Genomic DNA, 15,141 nt, shown 5'->3' on the forward strand with positions numbered 1-15,141 from the left:
GATGCCAAGCGGCTACAAACTCATCCTCGGCACCGGCGCAGCGCTCGGCGCAGCCATGCCAGCCACCGCTCAGACACTGAATGTCAGCGTCGCCATCCCCCGCTTGCCCGTCGCCGAATATCACCGCCCCTACGTCGCGATCTGGCTTGAAAAGGAAGGCGCTGCACCCCGCACCCTGTCGGTCTGGTATGACGTCGACAAGGCGAAGGGCGAAGGCACGAAATGGCTTCGCGACGTTCGCCAATGGTGGCGCGCCTCGGGCCGATCCATGAGTTTTCCCGCCGATGGTATCACCGGAGCCACCCGCGCGCCCGGCGACCAGAAGATCGCCTTCACCGCCGGAAAGGGACCGCTCGGCCAGCTCTCACCGGGCAGCTACACGCTCGTCGTCGAAGCCGCCCGCGAAGTCGGCGGCCGCGAACTGCTCCGCCTGCCCTTCAGCTGGCCGCCCAAGCCGGGCGCAGTCATTCGCGCGAAGGGCAGCTCTGAATTGGGGGCGGTGAACCTCAGCTTCGGCAAATAAGGGGATTATGATGAAAGCCAGATATCTGATCACAGGCGCACTCGCCGCCCTGCTAGCCTCGGGCGCCGCTCAGGCGCACCGACAGTGGATGCTTCCCTCCTCGACCGTCTTGTCAGGCACCGACAGCTGGGTCACGGTTGATGCGGCCGTCTCGAACGACCTCTTCTACTTCGAACATATGCCGATGCGCACCGACAATGTCGCCGTCACGCAACCGGACGGTTCGGCGGGCAAGATCGAGAACGCCGCAACGGGTAAGTCCCGCTCAACCTTCGACGTGCACCTTACCCAGCCGGGCACCTATCGCGTGGCCAGCGTCTCCACCGGCATCATGGGCAGCTACACCCTAAACGGCCAGGTAAAGCGCCTCCCTCGCGGCACGACCAAGGACAATCTCGCCGCAGCCATTCCCGCTGGCGCTACCAATGTCCAAACCGCTGAAGCGTCCAACCGGAACGAGATTTTCCTGACCTTGGGCGCGCCAACCACCACGATCTTCAAGCCTGTTGGCGTCGGCGTCGAACTGGTGCCGATCACCCATCCCAATGACCTCGTCTCCGGCGAAGCGGCCACCTTCCAGTTCCTGCTCGACGGCAAGCCTGCCGCTGGCCTCAAGGTCACCGTCATTCCCGGCGGCATCCGCTATCGCGACACGCTGCGACAGCAGGATCTGACCACTGGACAGGACGGCAAGCTCTCCATCACCTGGCCAGAGCCCGGCATGTATTGGCTGAACGCCAGCATAGGCGGCGGGCGCGAAGGTGGTGAAGGCGGTCCAGCCGCTGGCCAGCCAGGTCCGGATCGGCCCGCAGCCGCGCCTCAGCGCCGCGCCTCCTATGTCACGACTCTGGAAGTGCTCGCACCCTGACCGGCGTCCGCATAGCCATTCCCACCAACCTGTCGCCCGGCTCCTTCGCCGGGCGACAGCGGACCGGCGTCGTCACCGAACTATCCGGACCCACGATGGGCACAAGCTGGTCTGCGCGCATCGTCGATGCGCCATCGGGATGCGCAGCCGTCATCGGCGATGTGCTTTCCCGCGTCATCGCGCAGATGAGCAACTGGGAAGCCGAATCCGACATCAGCCGCTTCAACGCGCAGCCTGTTGGTGCCTGGACCGCGCTGCCCCACGACATGATGACGGTCCTCAAGGCGGGACTCGATGTCGCACGCCTTTCGGCCGGCGCTTTTGACCCGGCGGTCGGACGACTGGTGGAACGCTGGGGATTTGGTCCATCTGGCATCACCGGCCCCGCCATCCTGTCCAGCCCATTTTCTCCTTGGACGAAGATCGAAGTCGATGGCCAAAAAGCGCGACGACTGGCCGATGTGGCGCTCGACTTTTCCGGCATTGCCAAGGGTTTCGCCGTCGATGCTCTTGCACAAGCCCTTCGTGAGTTAGGCTTAACCAGCTTTCTTGTCGAAATTGGCGGCGAACTGCGCGGAGAAGGGATAAGGCCCGAACTCCAGCCTTGGTGGGTCGACGTGGAAGCGCCGCCCGGCCTTGCCATTCCGGCGCTGCGCATCGCCCTCCATGACCTCTCTGTCGCGACGTCAGGAGATTATCGCCGTTTTCGCGATGAAGGCGACAGGCTTCTGTCGCATAGCATCGATCCGGTAACCGGCAGCCCAATCGCCAATGATGTCGCCTCAGTCACCGTCCTGCATCAAAGCGCGATGTTCGCTGACGCCTGGGCCACAGCGATCACCATAGCGGGACCCGAGCGCGGCATGGCTCTCGCCACGCGCGAAAATCTGGCCGCGCATCTGGTCCTCCGCACCCCCCAAGGCGCTCAGGAATATATGACCCCTGCTCTGGCGGCGATGCTCGACTGACAAAGATGGGCGCTCAAGCGTCCGCCCATCGCCGCAGCAGATTGTGGTACAGGCCAGTGAGCCTGATCACCTGGCCATTATCATGACCAAGGTCTGCGGCAAGCGCCTGGATGCTGCTGTCGAGGTCGAAGAGCATCTGCCGAGCGGCATCATCCCGCACCATCGATTGCAGCCAGAAAAAGCTCGCCACTCGCCGTCCGCCGGTGACTGGCTCTACCCGGTGCAAGGAGGAGGATGGATAGAGCACCGCATGTCCGGCCGGAAGCTTCACCTGCTGGACGCCGAAATTGGTTTCGACCGTCAACTCACCGCCATCATAGCTTTCCGGATCTTCGAGGAAGACTGTCACCGAGAGGTCGGACCGAACGCGAAAACCCGTGCCCGCCTGGATTCTCACCGCATTATCCACATGGACGCCGAAAGCCTGCCCGCCCGCATAGCTGTTGAAGAGCGGGGGAAATATCTTGAGCGGCAGGGCAGCGGCAAGGAACAGCGGCGACTTGCCCAGAGCATCGAGAATGATCTTTCCCGCCTGCTGCGCCTCCGGCGCTTCTTCGGGCAACTGCATGTTTCGCTTGGCCAAAGCGGACTGATGGCCCGATGTGACATTCCCATCAACCCAGGCGGCGGCATCGATCAAAGAGCGAACGGCGGCAATGCTCGTCGCGTCAAGCAGGTCGGGAATGACGATCAGCATGGCGGCACCTTTAACTCTCATGAAAATGGCGGGCAACCGGCGCGAGGAGGTCGCCGATCGCCCGCCACTCAATGCGCTTCCCCAAGGGACGGTGGGGAAGCGCCGTCACCTTGCTTTAGAAGCTATAGAAAAGGCTAAGTCGCGCGGCACGTCCTTCGCCGGGGGTGGCCCAACCGCCAGAAACTATGCCGTTCGTCGCGCTGATGTTGTTGCGGATGCCCGTATAATATTTCTTGTCGAACAGATTCTGGACATTCAGTTGCGCTGTCAGCCCGTTGTTGAAGTTCCAAGACAGGAAAGCGCGGTGAACCCAATAATCATCCGCTCGGTATTGGGTGCGGTTGTGCAGGTTGCTCTGATTAAGCGCGAAGCTGCCCTGATAGGTGACGCCATAGCCAAGTTCGAGGCCGAACGGCAGGCGGTAGCTGGTATAGATGCTACCCGAATGCTTCGGCGTCTGGATGAGATCGTCACCCTTTGATGGGTCAGGGATAGTAACGCTGTTTGAACAAGCGGGCGCCGGGGTCGCAATGCAGCTATCGGAGATGCCCTGGATAATCTTACTGTCAAGATAGGTGTAATTTGCGAAGATCAACCATTCAGGTGTGATGTTGCCCGTAAGGCCCAACGCCACCCCGTCCACCCGCGAGTGGCCATCAAGAACCTGAAGTGTGGGATTAATCGGGTCATTACTCGACACGCGATAGTTGGTGCGCTCGTTGCGGAAGACCGCCGCGGTCGCGAGAAGCTTTCCGCCCATCAGGTTGGCTTTCGCGCCAATTTCATAGCTACGCGCTGTTTCCGGCGCCACGTCGCAATAATCGGAAAATGTCGTACCTGAACCGCTGGTGCAGCCGGCCCGCACCGTTGCGGATGAAGGGGTCTTGCTGTTGGCGAAGGCAGCGTAGAAGCTCAGATGTTCGGCAGGCTTGAATACCGCGCCGATACGATAGGAGAAGAGATCGTCCTGACTGCGCTGGCGCGGGCCGGTCGTCGTCGCGCCGCCGAGCGCGGGGGTAGCCACAGTGTCCACCCGGAAGATGTTGCGAACATTTTCGTAGCGAACGCCGCCGTTCAGCTCAAACTTGCCAAGCTCCAGGGTATCGAAGGCATAAATGGCGACATTCCGGCTATCACCATAGCTGTTGCCGGACACGATATAGTTGGTCGCGCCCGTCCAGACCGTGTTCGGATTGGACAAACTGATATCCGGCTGAGCCAGCACATTTCCCTGGCTATCCCGCAGCAGGTTCGCCGTGGTCAGCCGATAATCCTCCTGCGTCGCCGAGAAACCAACGACCAGCGTGTTGAGCAGCTTTCCAGCCTCTCCCGTCACGACCCGCAAATCAGTCTGGCTATAGAGGAGGTCATTGATCTGATCACGCACCAGTCCGCGCGGACCCGACGGGCGGTACGTGCCTGCGGCCATGCCGCCCGTACATGCCACCGCTGTCTGCAAGTCAGAGCCCGTGATTGGCTGAAGACCATTGACTAGGCAAAATGTGCCCTGCGGTGCGCTGGTGACGCTATATTGGTGAACTCGTTGCCACCGGCCGAGCGATCGAACCGATACCGCGTCACTAAACTCATGCGCGAAGATTGCTGTGAACCGGTCGATGTTGACATTTTGGCGATCAAGGTTCGCGATACCGAAATAGTCGCTGTCATCGACGCCCGGCAATGGGCCATCATTGATCGCGTTCTTCACATAGGGAACGCCGTAAACCGGCGTGTTGCGATCTTCCTGGTGGAAATAGGAAAGCGTCAGGCTGGTTGGGCCATCGATCCCCAGCTTAACAGAGGGCGCAACGCCCCAACGCTTGAAGCGTTCGACGTCGCGACCGGGCATGTCGTTGCGATGATACATGGCGTTAAGACGCACGCCGACGAAGTCAGACACCCGCTGGTTTGTGTCGATAGTGGCACGGTAATAATCGTCGGTGCCGATGCCCGCTTCAGCTATGGTGAGATTTTGAGCTTGAGGCGCTTTCGACACAAGATTGATCGTACCGCCCACAGACCCGGAGCCGTTATAAACCGAGTTGGCGCCATTATAGACTTCAACCTGTTGCATGTTGAAAGGATCAGTGCGGCTATATTGCGCGCTATCCCGGACACCATCCTGCGTAATGTCATTATTGGCCGAATAGCCGCGCAGGTTGATGCTGTCGCCATAGCCGCCACCACCTTCGCCTGCGCCAAAGGTTATGCCCGGCACGGTCGACAACACGTCACGCAAGGTCAGCAGATTCTGTTTCTTGATCGTCTGATCTGAGATGATGGTTATGGTCTGCGGGGTATCGACCAGCGGCGCCGTATTCTTCGGATTGACCAGTTCGTCAGCATAGACACTGCCCGTCACCACAATCGAATCTTGCGCCGGTACGGCAGTAGCAGCTTCCAGAGCAACTGCGGGTGTGCTGACGAACGCGCCTACACAGCTCAGCGCCAGAAAAGATACGGATTTCGCATGAACGGACATGAGTACCCCCTTCGTTGTTGGGGGCGTGCTATTGCGAATCGTTCTTACTGTCAACGCTATTGCGAATAATTCTTACTACTCGCAGCAGCGTCGCCGAGCAAAGAGCCAGCAGCGGATGGCACTGGCGAGATTAGGTGCCGGATCGGCAGACATCCGGTCCAGATCGATCTGCGCGATAAGAGCGTTTACGGGGAGGTCTAGGCGAGTGGCCTCGGTCCGCAGGGCTTCCCAGAAAATTGGCTCAAGACTGATCGCGGTTTGATGGCCGGCGATGGTCACGCTGCGCTTGACCGGCGGGCCGAAGGGCGATGCTCCCTCCGGCCCCGAGAGACCATTCACTAAAACACCGCTCATCAATACATGTGCTGGCCGCCGTTGATGGAAAGGGTGCTTCCTGTGACAAACCCCGCATCATCGCTGCACAGGAAAGCCACGCCGCGCGCAATCTCTTCCGCATGACCCAGCCGACCGACGGGTATTTTGGCAACGATCTTTTCCAGCACGGCAGCGGGGACCGCCGCAACCATGTCAGTGTCGATATAACCTGGGGCGATCGCATTGACGGTCACACCATATTTCGCACCTTCCTGCGCGAGTGCCTTGGTGAAGCCGTGGATGCCCGACTTGGCAGCAGCATAGTTAACCTGTCCATATTGACCGGCCTGGCCGTTGATCGAGCCAATGTTGACGATGCGGCCCCATCCTCGTTCGCGCATCCCTCCGAAGGTAGCCTTGGCCATGTTGAAGCAGCCGCCGAGGTTTATGCGCATCACCTCGTTCCAATCGTCGAAGCTCATCTTTGCGAGAACGCCGTCACGCGTAATTCCAGCATTATTCACGACCACATCTACAGGCCCCAGTTGCTCAGCAACCGTGGCGCAGCCTTCCAGGCAGGCTTGATGATCGCCCACATCCCAGCGGAAAGCCTGAATGCCGGTCCTCTCGGTGAAGGCACGCGCCTTTTCATCATTGCCTGCATAGTTGGCGGCAACTTTGAAGCCCTGTTCCTTGAGAGCTAGGCTGATCGCTTCCCCAATGCCCCGTGTTCCGCCCGTGACAATAGCAACTCTGCTCATATCAGCCCCTCCTGTTCAATTGGACGAAACTCAATTCTCCAGCCATCCCGCCAATTCGCGGCCGACCAGATTGCGGTAAAGGATCATAGCTTCTGACGAGGCGTTCAAACAGCTTAAATGGGCAAAATTATCACCGCCCGCGGCCAAAAACTCCTCCCGGCCGCGTATGGCGATTTCTTCAAGCGTCTCCAGGCAGTCCGCTGAGAATCCAGGAGTGAGAATGGCCACCTTCTTCACACCCTCCGTGGGCAATGCTCGCAAAGTCTCGTCGGTGGCAGGGCCGAGCCATTTTGCTCGTCCGAAACGCGATTGGAATGACAACCGCACCTCCCTGCCCAGAGCAGATTCAAGCAGCTTGGCACTGGCGAGACACTGGTCATAATAGGGATCGCCCAACGCCCGTGTACGTTCCGGCATGCCATGGAAGCTGGCGACGAGCAGGTCAGGCGTAAAATCCAGCTCCGCCAACTGCCGCTCGGTCGAACTGCGCAGCGCTTCGATATAGGCAGGGTCCGCATAATAAGGCGGCAAGGTGCGAATAGCCGGCTGGGCGCGCAACTGCGTCAGCGCGGCATAACAGGCGTCCAGCGCAGTAGCCGTGGTCGCGGCGCAATATTGCGGATAGAGGGGCGCGAGAAGAATACGGCCACATCCCGCCGTGATCATCGCGCACAACCTGTCTGGGATTGAAGGCTTACCGTACCGCATCGCCCAATTGACGGCGACGTTAGGGCCGACCAGCGCCTGCAACTTGCCCGCCATGTCGCGGGTATTGACCGCGAGGGGCGACCCTTCCTCCAACCAGACCTCCTGATAGGCCTTTGCCGATTTCGCCGGACGCGTCAGTAGGATTGGGCCGCGCAAGATCGGCTGCCAGATCAACTGCGGAATCTCCACGACACGCCGATCGGAAAGGAATTCTCCCAGATAGCGGCGCACAGAAGCGGCGTCCGGCGCATCAGGCGTGCCGAGATTGATGAGGAGAACGCCGATCTTTTCCATATTCGCTGTCATGTCCTGCGCAGGATGGGCAGCTGGCGGAAACGCTGTCCAGTTACTGTGAAAAGCGCGTTCGCGATTGCTGGAGCAACCGGCGGGGCGCCGATGTCGGTGAGGCCAGCAGGTGGTGCTGTGCTACGGATAAGTTCGACGGTGACTTCGCCGATGTCTGCGAGGCGCGGAAGGCCCATCCGCCCCAGTATGGCTCGACGGGGCATCCCTCGCGCATAAGGAACAGAAGCGCCCATCGCCCGCGCTAAGCCGTAGATCAAGCCGCTTTCAACCTGCTGTCGGGCTATGTCGGGATTTACCTGTTCTCCCCCGTCGACTGCCGCGACAATCCGGCTGACGCTCAGCTTTCCGCCGTCCAACGCAGCCTCGACCATCACCGCTGCATAAGCGCCATTCATCGCGTGAACAGCCAGACCCTGGCCGCTTCCTTCGATGCCGCCCTGCCAGCCTCCCATCGCGCCCACGGTCGTCAAGCAGTGCGCCAAACGGGGATTGCCGCCCAACATCTGAATGCGGAAGGACAGGGCTTCCATTCCAGCCTGATGCGCCAATTCGTCGATGAAGCTTTCCGTGAAGAATGCCCCGTGCAGGTGAGCGTTAGCGCGCGCGAAACCAAGCGGAAGGCCAGTGTCAGCAGGATAGTGATCCACGGCCCAATTGGGCAATGCATAGGGGAGCTCCATACCAGCCACCGCCAAACGCGTCGATGAGTCGGCGGCATCCCGGCTCGCTTCGTGCGGCAACTTGCCATGTGCGATTCGGTCCCAAGTCTGGGTCATGGCGCAAGGGGCCGCCACTTTCGCCAGCCAGCCTTCTATAGCAGCGTTGCGCCCGAGCTTCGCCGCCATCCGCGCATGTGCTGGAGCGCTCGGCCGGTCCTGTATGACGTCCTCCAGGCGGGACCAGAGCAATTGCACAGGACGCCCCATATCGCGGGCGATCAGCGCTGCCTGGACGCCTGCTTCAAAGTCCATCTTCCGGCCGAAGGAGCCTCCTGCATGCAGCGGATAAAGGGTAACGCCGCGCTCATCCATGCCGAGCGCGTCTGCAATGGCGGCCCGAGCCAAGGCAGGCGCTTGTGTTGGCATCCATATTTCAGCAACGCCATCGCTGATGCGGGCTGTGGCGCACATTGGTTCAAGCGCCAAGTGCAGGCTGGGTGCCACGCTGAACTCGCTGGCAAGGATGGTCGCGTTGTCGAACAGTGGTTTGAGATCGCCCTGCGAATAGAGGCGCTGCCCGTCCGATCCTGAAAACGCCCCCTCCAACGCCGCGTCGATGCTCGCACTGCTAACGGACGTTCCCGCCAGTTCGAAAACAGGGTCGCTAACATCCAGCGCCTTGTTGGCGGCCCACCAATTGGTTGCGACCGCCGCCACCCAGCGCTCCGTCCGCACGAACTTGAGGAAACCAGTGACAGACTTGGCAGCCTGTTCATTGACGCTCTTAAGCAAGGCATCACCGATCGGTCCCTGACGGATGGAGGCGAAAAGCATGTCCGGCAAGCGGATATCAGCGGCAAAATTATGGCTGCCGTCGATCTTCGATGGAGTGTCGAGGCGCGGCAAGTCCTGCCCCGCGAGCCTCTCGGCCTGCCCCTGTCGGAACGGCAATATGTCGGGCAGATCAAACTCCGCGGCCTCCGCTGCTACTTCTCCAATCTTGAGAGTGCGCTGGCCGCCGTCGGAAATTAGGCCATTTTCGATGTCGCAGCTTTCCCACGGCACATCCCAGCGCGCCGCCGCAGCCTGGCACAGAAGCACACGCGCCGCCGCCCCCGCTTCCCTGTATGACTTATGAAACATCGGCACCGATGTGCCGGCTCCGGTCAGCATCAGCGCACGGCGCGTGGCATATTGATCGATCGCCCATTCCCCGGCATCGCCCGCCAGACGCGACCAATCGCTGGCCAGCCACTCATTAGCCAGCAAGCTATTCGCATAAAGCGGACTGATCGGCGCACTTTGCACGCCGACGGTTCGCCAATCAGCTCCTAGTTCGTCGGCAAGAATCTGTGGCAGCAAGGTCGTTACGCCTTGGCCAGTTTCAGTCTGCGGCACGATAACAATGATCCGCCCCGCTTTATCGATCTTCAGAAAAGCATTGAAGACCGTCTCGCCAGGTGCGGCGTTGAGATTGGGGCGATAGCTACGCGGCCAAACACCCCATGCCAGCAGCAAGCCTACCGATGCCCCGGCACCAACCAGCAAGGTACGGCGATTTACGCCCCTGACCTGCTGCTTACGGTTTGCCGCCTTCCGCGGTACGCGCCCCATGGCCATGCTGATAAAGAGGCTTGGCGCGGCTGAAAAGCGTTAATGCGCGCCTACCGGCGGGATATTGAAACGGGGGATGTCGATTGCGGGGCAGCGATCCATAACCACCTTCAGCCCAGCCGCTTCCGCACGAGCGGCGGCCGCTTCGTTGACAACGCCCAATTGCATCCAGACCGCCTTGGCTCCGGCTGCTATGGCGTCGTCCACTGCCTCACCGGCAGCTTCGCTGCGACGGAAGATATCCACCATATCGATCGCGACACCGATATCCGCCAAGCGTCCCCAGACAAACTCCCCATGCACATGTTCGCCGGCGATCTGGGGATTGACGGGCAGCACCCGATAGCCGCGATCCTGAAGGAACTTCATCACGCCGTAACTGGGCCGGTTCGGCCTGTCCGAAATGCCCACTAATGCGATAGTTCGCGTTTCCTGAAGCAAGTCAGCGATATCCTGTGGCTGCGTCAGCGGCATGAGCATGCTCCCTTCATTACCAGAATGAAAACAGACGCAGGACAGCGCCAAGCCGTTCCCTCTGCCAGCTTCAATCGCGCAGCCAGGCCGCCACTTTCTCCGCGATGGCGAGGAACGCCTTGCCTGAAGGATCATCGCCCGCGGCCGGCGGTTCTCCCGCGTCCGAACGGCGGCGTATATCGATCGCGAGCGGCACGCGCCCCAGGAAAGCCATGCCCATGGCGGATCCCGCCGCCTCGGCGCCGCCCGCGCCGAAGGGATCGGAAATTTCGCCGCAATGCGGACAGCTATAGCCGGCCATATTCTCGACAAGGCCGATCAGCGGCACATGTGTTTGTTCAAACAGGCTCACCGCGCGGGTAGCATCGATCAAAGCGAGATCCTGCGGCGTGGAGACGATCACCGCTCCCGCCGGTTTATGCTTCTGCACCATCGACAACTGAACGTCGCCGGTCCCCGGCGGCATGTCCACCACCAACAGTTCGACGTCACCCCAATCCGCATCGATTAGCTGCGCCAGGGCGTTTCCAGCCATCGGGCCGCGCCATGCCAGAGCCTTGCCCGGCTCCACCAGATGCGCCATCGACAGCATCGGCACGCCAAACGGGCTTTCCACGGGGATAAGCTGCTTTTCACGCGCCTGCGGCTTCTTGCCCTCGCTAGCCATCAGCCGAGCCTGCGAGGGGCCATAAATGTCCGCATCAACCAACCCGACTGCAAAGCCCAGCCGTTTCAGCGCGACGGCAAGGTTCGCGGACAGGGTCGATTTGCCGACACCGCCCTTCCCCGACGCCACGGCGATGATCTTCATGGCCTTACGCTCAGCCGTCATGGCAATGCGCACATCCTGCACGCCCGGCACCGACAGGCCGCCCTCCCTGATTGCAGCAGCCACGGCGTCGCGCCGCTCAGCGGATAGGCCGCTCACATCGAGCGCAAGGCTCATGATCCCGTCCTTTACCCGAGGCGCGCTGGCGCGGCCATCGGTCAGCGTCTTCAGGCGGGCGGCGAAACTCTCAAGATCGGTCATGACAGCGGCTCCTAGGCAATAATCGTTGCGAAGGGCACTGTTTTTCGCGACCCAGCCTTCCTATAGAGACGGAATGAAGAGAATTTTCGGGTGGATGCCTGGCATCGCTAACGCAATGACCCAGGGTCCCTGGGGAGGAAAGAGCGACGGCCCCGGCGGCAATGATGGTTCGGGCAAAGGCGGTGACGGCGGCCCCCGCAATCCCTGGACGCAGCCGGGCCGCTCTCCGGGCAGCAAGGGGCCTTCCGCCATTGAGGAATTGCTTCGCCGCAGCCGGGAAAGCTTCGGCCAGGGCGGCGGCGGGGGCGGTTTCGGCAACCTGCCTCCCCGGCCGGCAGGCAAGACGCTGTGGCCTGCCGCCATCGGCATCCTTGTCGTCCTTTGGCTGGTACTCACCTGCTTTCACCGAGTAGGCCCGCAGGAGCGCGGCGTCGTGACGCTGCTTGGCAAATATAGCCGCACCCTGTCGCCCGGCATCAGCCTGACGCTGCCCGCGCCCTTTGAGAATGTGACCACGGTCGATGTCGAGGAAATCCGCGCCATCGATATCGGGTCGCCGAGTGCGCAGAGCGAAAACCTGGTGCTGACGGGCGACCAGAACATCATTGACCTCGCCTATTCGGTGCGCTGGAATATTCGCAATCCCGAATTGTACCTGTTCCAACTGTCCGATCCCGACACGACGGTCCGGGAAGTCGCGGAAAGCGCCATGCGCTCTGTCGTCGCCAGCGTCAGCCTGGACGATGCCCTGGGCGCAGGGCGGACCGAGATTGAGCAGCAGGTCGAACAGCGCATGCAAGAGATATTGGACGGTTATAAGTCCGGTATCCGGGTACAGGGCGTGGCGATCAAGCAAGCCGATCCGCCGACTGCAGTCAACGACGCGTTCAAGGCCGTGTCGGCAGCCCAGCAGACAGCGCAAACCTATCTCAACGAAGCGCGCGCCGCTGCGCAGCAGGTGACGGCCAAAGCTCAGGGTGAGGCCGCTGCATTCGACAAAGTCTATGAGCAGTATAAGCTTGCGCCCGACGTAACGCGCCGCCGCATGTATTATGAAACCATGGAGGGCGTGCTGTCCAACGTCGATAAGACGATCGTCGAGAGTGGGAATGTCACTCCTTTCCTGCCGCTGCCGGAACTCAAGCGTCGCGCTCAGGGAGCCAGTGCTGCGTCCGGCGCTGCCGGGGAGGGTCAGTGATGCCGACACTAGTCCGTCACCCCGTCGCCCTGGCGCTTTCCGTGATCGCGCTGCTGTTGCTGATCGGCAGCACCGTGACGATCGTGCCTGAAACCAAGCAGGGCGTGATCGTACGCTTTGGCGATCCCAAGAAGATCGTCAATCGCTACCGCCCCAGCGAAGATTTCGGCAAGACTGGCGCAGGCGTCATCCTGCGCTGGCCGTTCATCGACCAGATCGTTTGGATCGACAAGCGCGTCCTGTCCGTGGAGATGGAGCGGCAACAGGTGCTGTCCACCGATCAGCTACGGTTGCAGGTGGACGCCTTTGCCCGCTATCGGATCGTGGATCCGCTCCGCATGTATATCGCAGCGGGTAATGAAGACCGCGTGTCTGATGCACTGCGCCCCATCCTGGGGTCGGCGCTTCGCAATGAACTTGGCAAGCGGCCATTTGCCGCCTTGCTCTCGCCAGAGCGCGGGCAAGTGATGGATAATATCGAGGCCGGGCTTAACCGCGTGGCCCGGCAATATGGCGCGCAGATCGTCGATGTGCGGATCAAGCGCGCCGATCTGCCCGATGGCGCTCCGTTGGAAAGCGCCTTCACCCGCATGCGCACGGCGCGCGAGCAGGAAGCGCTGACGATCCGGGCGCAAGGCGCGAAGCAGGCGCAGATCATCCGTGCAGAGGCCGATGCCAACGCTGCGCGCATCTATGCCGAAAGCTTTGGCAAAGACCCGCAATTCTACGATTTCTACAGGGCAATGCAGGCCTACCGCTTCACCTTTGCTCCGGACCGGCAAGGTGCGACAACGATGCTGCTCTCGCGCGACAATGACTTCCTCAAGCAGTTCCAAGGGAGGCAGTGATCGGCGCAAATGCCGGTAAACAGGCTTATAGATCAGTTCGGAACCAGCGTCATTCAATGAGGGTTAAGGATGGGCGGCGCATCCGACTCCCGCAGAGTCCCGCCCTTTCCTTTGCCAAGTTCACGAGAGGACCGTCACGAGTGCGTTACGCTTATGCCCTAACCGGCGCCCTGCTGCTCGGCGGCACCGCCATCGCAGTCACCTCCAGCCCGAATGTCGGCGCGCAGGTCGCGCAGAATGAAGGCATGCAGGCCGCTGCCCCCGCTGGCGCGCCTGCCAGCCTTGCGGACATGGTCGAAAAGCTGCAGCCCGCTGTCGTCAATATTTCAACCCGGCAGCGTGTCCAGGTCCAGAACCCGTTCGCGGGCACGCCCTTTGGTGACCTGTTTGGCCAGGCTCCGGGCGCCAAGCCCCAGACCCGCCAGGCGCAGTCGCTGGGATCGGGCTTCATCATTTCCGCCGACGGCTACATCGTCACGAACAACCATGTTGTTTCAGCCGGGGCCGAGGGTGCATCGGTGGACTCGATCACGGTCACTCTCACCAATCGTGAGGAATATTCGGCGAAGCTGGTCGGCCGTGACCCCGCTACCGACATCGCCGTGCTTAAGATCGAACCGAAGAAGGCGCTGCCCTTCGTCAAGTTCGGCGACAGCACCAAGGCGCGCGTCGGCGATTGGGTAATTGCGATCGGCAATCCGTTCGCCCTGTCCGGCACGGTGACCGCAGGCATCATCTCCGCCGTCCATCGCGGCACCGGCGGCACTTATGACAAGTTCATCCAGACCGACGCGTCGATCAATCAGGGCAATAGCGGCGGCCCAATGTTCGACATGCGCGGCAATGTGATCGGCATCAACAGCCAGATTCTCTCGCCCTCTGGCGGCAATGTCGGCATCGGCTTCGCTATCCCGTCCGAGCAGGCCGCACCGATCGTTGATACGCTGCGCCGCGGTCAGACGGTTAAGCGCGGTTATCTGGGCATCCAGATCAGCCCGCTGGGCGAAGATCTTGCCGATTCCCTGGGCCTTGCGAAAAACCGGGGCGAGTTCGTGCAGGGCGTTGAGCCTGGCAAGGGCGCGGACCGGGCCGGTATCAAGGCTGGCGATGTTATCGTCAGCGTCGCCGGTCAGGAAGTGACGCCGGACCAGAATCTGTCATCCATCGTCGCGTCGCAGCCGATTGGTTCGCGCGTGCCGATCGTGCTGCTCCGCAATGGGCAGCGCCAGACGGTCACCGCGATTGTCGGCGAGCGTCCTTCCGAAGATGAGCTGAACAGCTTCGCCCAGCAGCAGGGTGACGATGACTTCAGTCAGCAGCAGGACGATCAGTCTGGCGGCGGCCAGGCGACACAGCAGTCGCTGGGCATCTCCGCTATCCCGCTGACCCCGAATATCGTTCGTCAGCTGGGCATCGCTGCCGACACGCGCGGCATCGTGATCACTGCGGTTGATTCCTCAACCGATGCAGGCGCCAAGGGGCTGCGCCGTGGCGATGTTATCATCACCGCCAACAATCGACCGGTCGCCAGTCAGGCCGATCTCGACGCGGCAGTGCGGCAAGTGTCCTCGCAGGGGCGCAGCGCGATCCTGTTGCAGGTTCTGCGCCGCGGCCAGCCCGCCGTTTTCTTGCCGGTGCGTCTGCGCAACAAATAAGCCGCCTAAACAGCGGATCGTTACGGGCCGCGCTT

At 61.3% G+C, this 15,141-nt stretch carries 14 protein-coding genes; 6 read left to right on the forward strand and 8 right to left on the reverse strand.

The features are described from left to right. The first annotated feature begins 1 nt into the window (after position 1). The 3 genes from ACZ5Y5_RS09815 (at position 2) to ACZ5Y5_RS09825 (ending at position 2,359) form a co-directional block, all read left to right on the forward strand. The gene (locus ACZ5Y5_RS09815) at positions 2–523 is read left to right on the forward strand and encodes a DUF2271 domain-containing protein (protein ID WP_464808457.1); all 522 of its coding nucleotides are present in this window, start codon (positions 2–4) and stop codon (positions 521–523) included. 10 nt (positions 524–533) lie between these two features. Next, positions 534–1,391, forward strand: coding sequence for a DUF4198 domain-containing protein (locus ACZ5Y5_RS09820; protein WP_464808458.1), 858 nt, complete (start codon positions 534–536; stop codon positions 1,389–1,391). A gap of 95 nt (positions 1,392–1,486) precedes the next feature. Further along, entirely contained in the window at positions 1,487–2,359 is an 873-nt protein-coding gene (locus ACZ5Y5_RS09825) for an FAD:protein FMN transferase (protein ID WP_464808459.1), read from the forward strand. Between the two features lie 13 nt (positions 2,360–2,372). Here the strand turns inward: ACZ5Y5_RS09825 and ACZ5Y5_RS09830 are convergent, their stop codons facing one another. The 8 genes from ACZ5Y5_RS09830 to ACZ5Y5_RS09865 all read right to left on the reverse strand — a co-directional run bounded on the left by ACZ5Y5_RS09830 (position 2,373) and on the right by ACZ5Y5_RS09865 (position 11,405). Then, positions 2,373–3,056 (reverse strand): Fe2+-dependent dioxygenase, encoded by a 684-nt coding sequence (locus ACZ5Y5_RS09830; RefSeq protein ID WP_464810514.1) that lies wholly within the window; start codon positions 3,054–3,056, stop codon positions 2,373–2,375. A gap of 115 nt (positions 3,057–3,171) precedes the next feature. Next, positions 3,172–5,538, reverse strand: a complete 2,367-nt coding sequence (locus ACZ5Y5_RS09835) for a TonB-dependent receptor (RefSeq protein ID WP_464808460.1) — start codon at positions 5,536–5,538, stop codon at positions 3,172–3,174. Between the two features lie 75 nt (positions 5,539–5,613). Then, positions 5,614–5,892: a ribbon-helix-helix domain-containing protein gene (locus ACZ5Y5_RS09840; protein ID WP_464808461.1), complete on the reverse strand. Its 279-nt coding sequence runs from the start codon at positions 5,890–5,892 to the stop codon at positions 5,614–5,616. Then, positions 5,892–6,614 (reverse strand): acetoacetyl-CoA reductase, encoded by a 723-nt coding sequence (phbB, locus tag ACZ5Y5_RS09845; protein ID WP_464808462.1) that lies wholly within the window; start codon positions 6,612–6,614, stop codon positions 5,892–5,894. The genes ACZ5Y5_RS09840 and phbB overlap by 1 nt, the downstream gene beginning before the upstream one ends. Before the next feature lie 30 nt (positions 6,615–6,644). Continuing rightward, positions 6,645–7,616, reverse strand: a complete 972-nt coding sequence (gene hemH / locus ACZ5Y5_RS09850) for a ferrochelatase (RefSeq protein WP_464810515.1) — start codon at positions 7,614–7,616, stop codon at positions 6,645–6,647. 8 nt (positions 7,617–7,624) lie between these two features. Beyond that, positions 7,625–9,901, reverse strand: a complete 2,277-nt coding sequence (locus tag ACZ5Y5_RS09855) for a molybdopterin cofactor-binding domain-containing protein (protein ID WP_464808463.1) — start codon at positions 9,899–9,901, stop codon at positions 7,625–7,627. A gap of 39 nt (positions 9,902–9,940) precedes the next feature. Continuing rightward, positions 9,941–10,375, reverse strand: coding sequence for a CoA-binding protein (locus tag ACZ5Y5_RS09860; protein WP_464808464.1), 435 nt, complete (start codon positions 10,373–10,375; stop codon positions 9,941–9,943). A gap of 70 nt (positions 10,376–10,445) precedes the next feature. Continuing rightward, a complete protein-coding gene (locus tag ACZ5Y5_RS09865; RefSeq protein ID WP_464808465.1) occupies positions 10,446–11,405 on the reverse strand; it encodes an Mrp/NBP35 family ATP-binding protein in 960 nt (319 codons plus the stop codon). Positions 11,406–11,478: 73 nt separating this feature from the next. Between ACZ5Y5_RS09865 and hflK the strand changes: the two genes are divergently transcribed. The 3 genes from hflK to ACZ5Y5_RS09880 all read left to right on the forward strand — a co-directional run bounded on the left by hflK (position 11,479) and on the right by ACZ5Y5_RS09880 (position 15,106). Beyond that, positions 11,479–12,603 (forward strand): FtsH protease activity modulator HflK, encoded by a 1,125-nt coding sequence (gene hflK, locus ACZ5Y5_RS09870; RefSeq protein ID WP_464808466.1) that lies wholly within the window; start codon positions 11,479–11,481, stop codon positions 12,601–12,603. Further along, entirely contained in the window at positions 12,603–13,451 is an 849-nt protein-coding gene (gene hflC, locus ACZ5Y5_RS09875) for a protease modulator HflC (protein ID WP_464808467.1), read from the forward strand. The genes hflK and hflC overlap by 1 nt, the downstream gene beginning before the upstream one ends. Positions 13,452–13,591: 140 nt before the next feature. After that, on the forward strand, positions 13,592–15,106 hold the full coding sequence (locus ACZ5Y5_RS09880) for a Do family serine endopeptidase (protein WP_464808468.1): 1,515 nt from the start codon (positions 13,592–13,594) through the stop codon (positions 15,104–15,106). The last annotated feature ends 35 nt before the right edge of the window (positions 15,107–15,141 follow it).

It is taken from the genome of Sphingobium sp. TomTYG65, assembly GCF_055395525.1.

Coding starts and splice junctions, on each gene's coding strand:
- ACZ5Y5_RS09815 (WP_464808457.1), top strand. CDS start 2: ATGCCAAGCGGCTACAAACTCATCCTCGGCACCGGCGCAGCGCTCGGC.
- ACZ5Y5_RS09820 (WP_464808458.1), top strand. CDS start 534: ATGAAAGCCAGATATCTGATCACAGGCGCACTCGCCGCCCTGCTAGCC.
- ACZ5Y5_RS09825 (WP_464808459.1), top strand. CDS start 1,487: ATGGGCACAAGCTGGTCTGCGCGCATCGTCGATGCGCCATCGGGATGC.
- ACZ5Y5_RS09830 (WP_464810514.1), bottom strand. CDS start 3,056: ATGCTGATCGTCATTCCCGACCTGCTTGACGCGACGAGCATTGCCGCC.
- ACZ5Y5_RS09835 (WP_464808460.1), bottom strand. CDS start 5,538: ATGTCCGTTCATGCGAAATCCGTATCTTTTCTGGCGCTGAGCTGTGTA.
- ACZ5Y5_RS09840 (WP_464808461.1), bottom strand. CDS start 5,892: ATGAGCGGTGTTTTAGTGAATGGTCTCTCGGGGCCGGAGGGAGCATCG.
- phbB (WP_464808462.1), bottom strand. CDS start 6,614: ATGAGCAGAGTTGCTATTGTCACGGGCGGAACACGGGGCATTGGGGAA.
- hemH (WP_464810515.1), bottom strand. CDS start 7,616: ATGGAAAAGATCGGCGTTCTCCTCATCAATCTCGGCACGCCTGATGCG.
- ACZ5Y5_RS09855 (WP_464808463.1), bottom strand. CDS start 9,901: ATGGGGCGCGTACCGCGGAAGGCGGCAAACCGTAAGCAGCAGGTCAGG.
- ACZ5Y5_RS09860 (WP_464808464.1), bottom strand. CDS start 10,375: ATGCCGCTGACGCAGCCACAGGATATCGCTGACTTGCTTCAGGAAACG.
- ACZ5Y5_RS09865 (WP_464808465.1), bottom strand. CDS start 11,405: ATGACCGATCTTGAGAGTTTCGCCGCCCGCCTGAAGACGCTGACCGAT.
- hflK (WP_464808466.1), top strand. CDS start 11,479: ATGAAGAGAATTTTCGGGTGGATGCCTGGCATCGCTAACGCAATGACC.
- hflC (WP_464808467.1), top strand. CDS start 12,603: ATGCCGACACTAGTCCGTCACCCCGTCGCCCTGGCGCTTTCCGTGATC.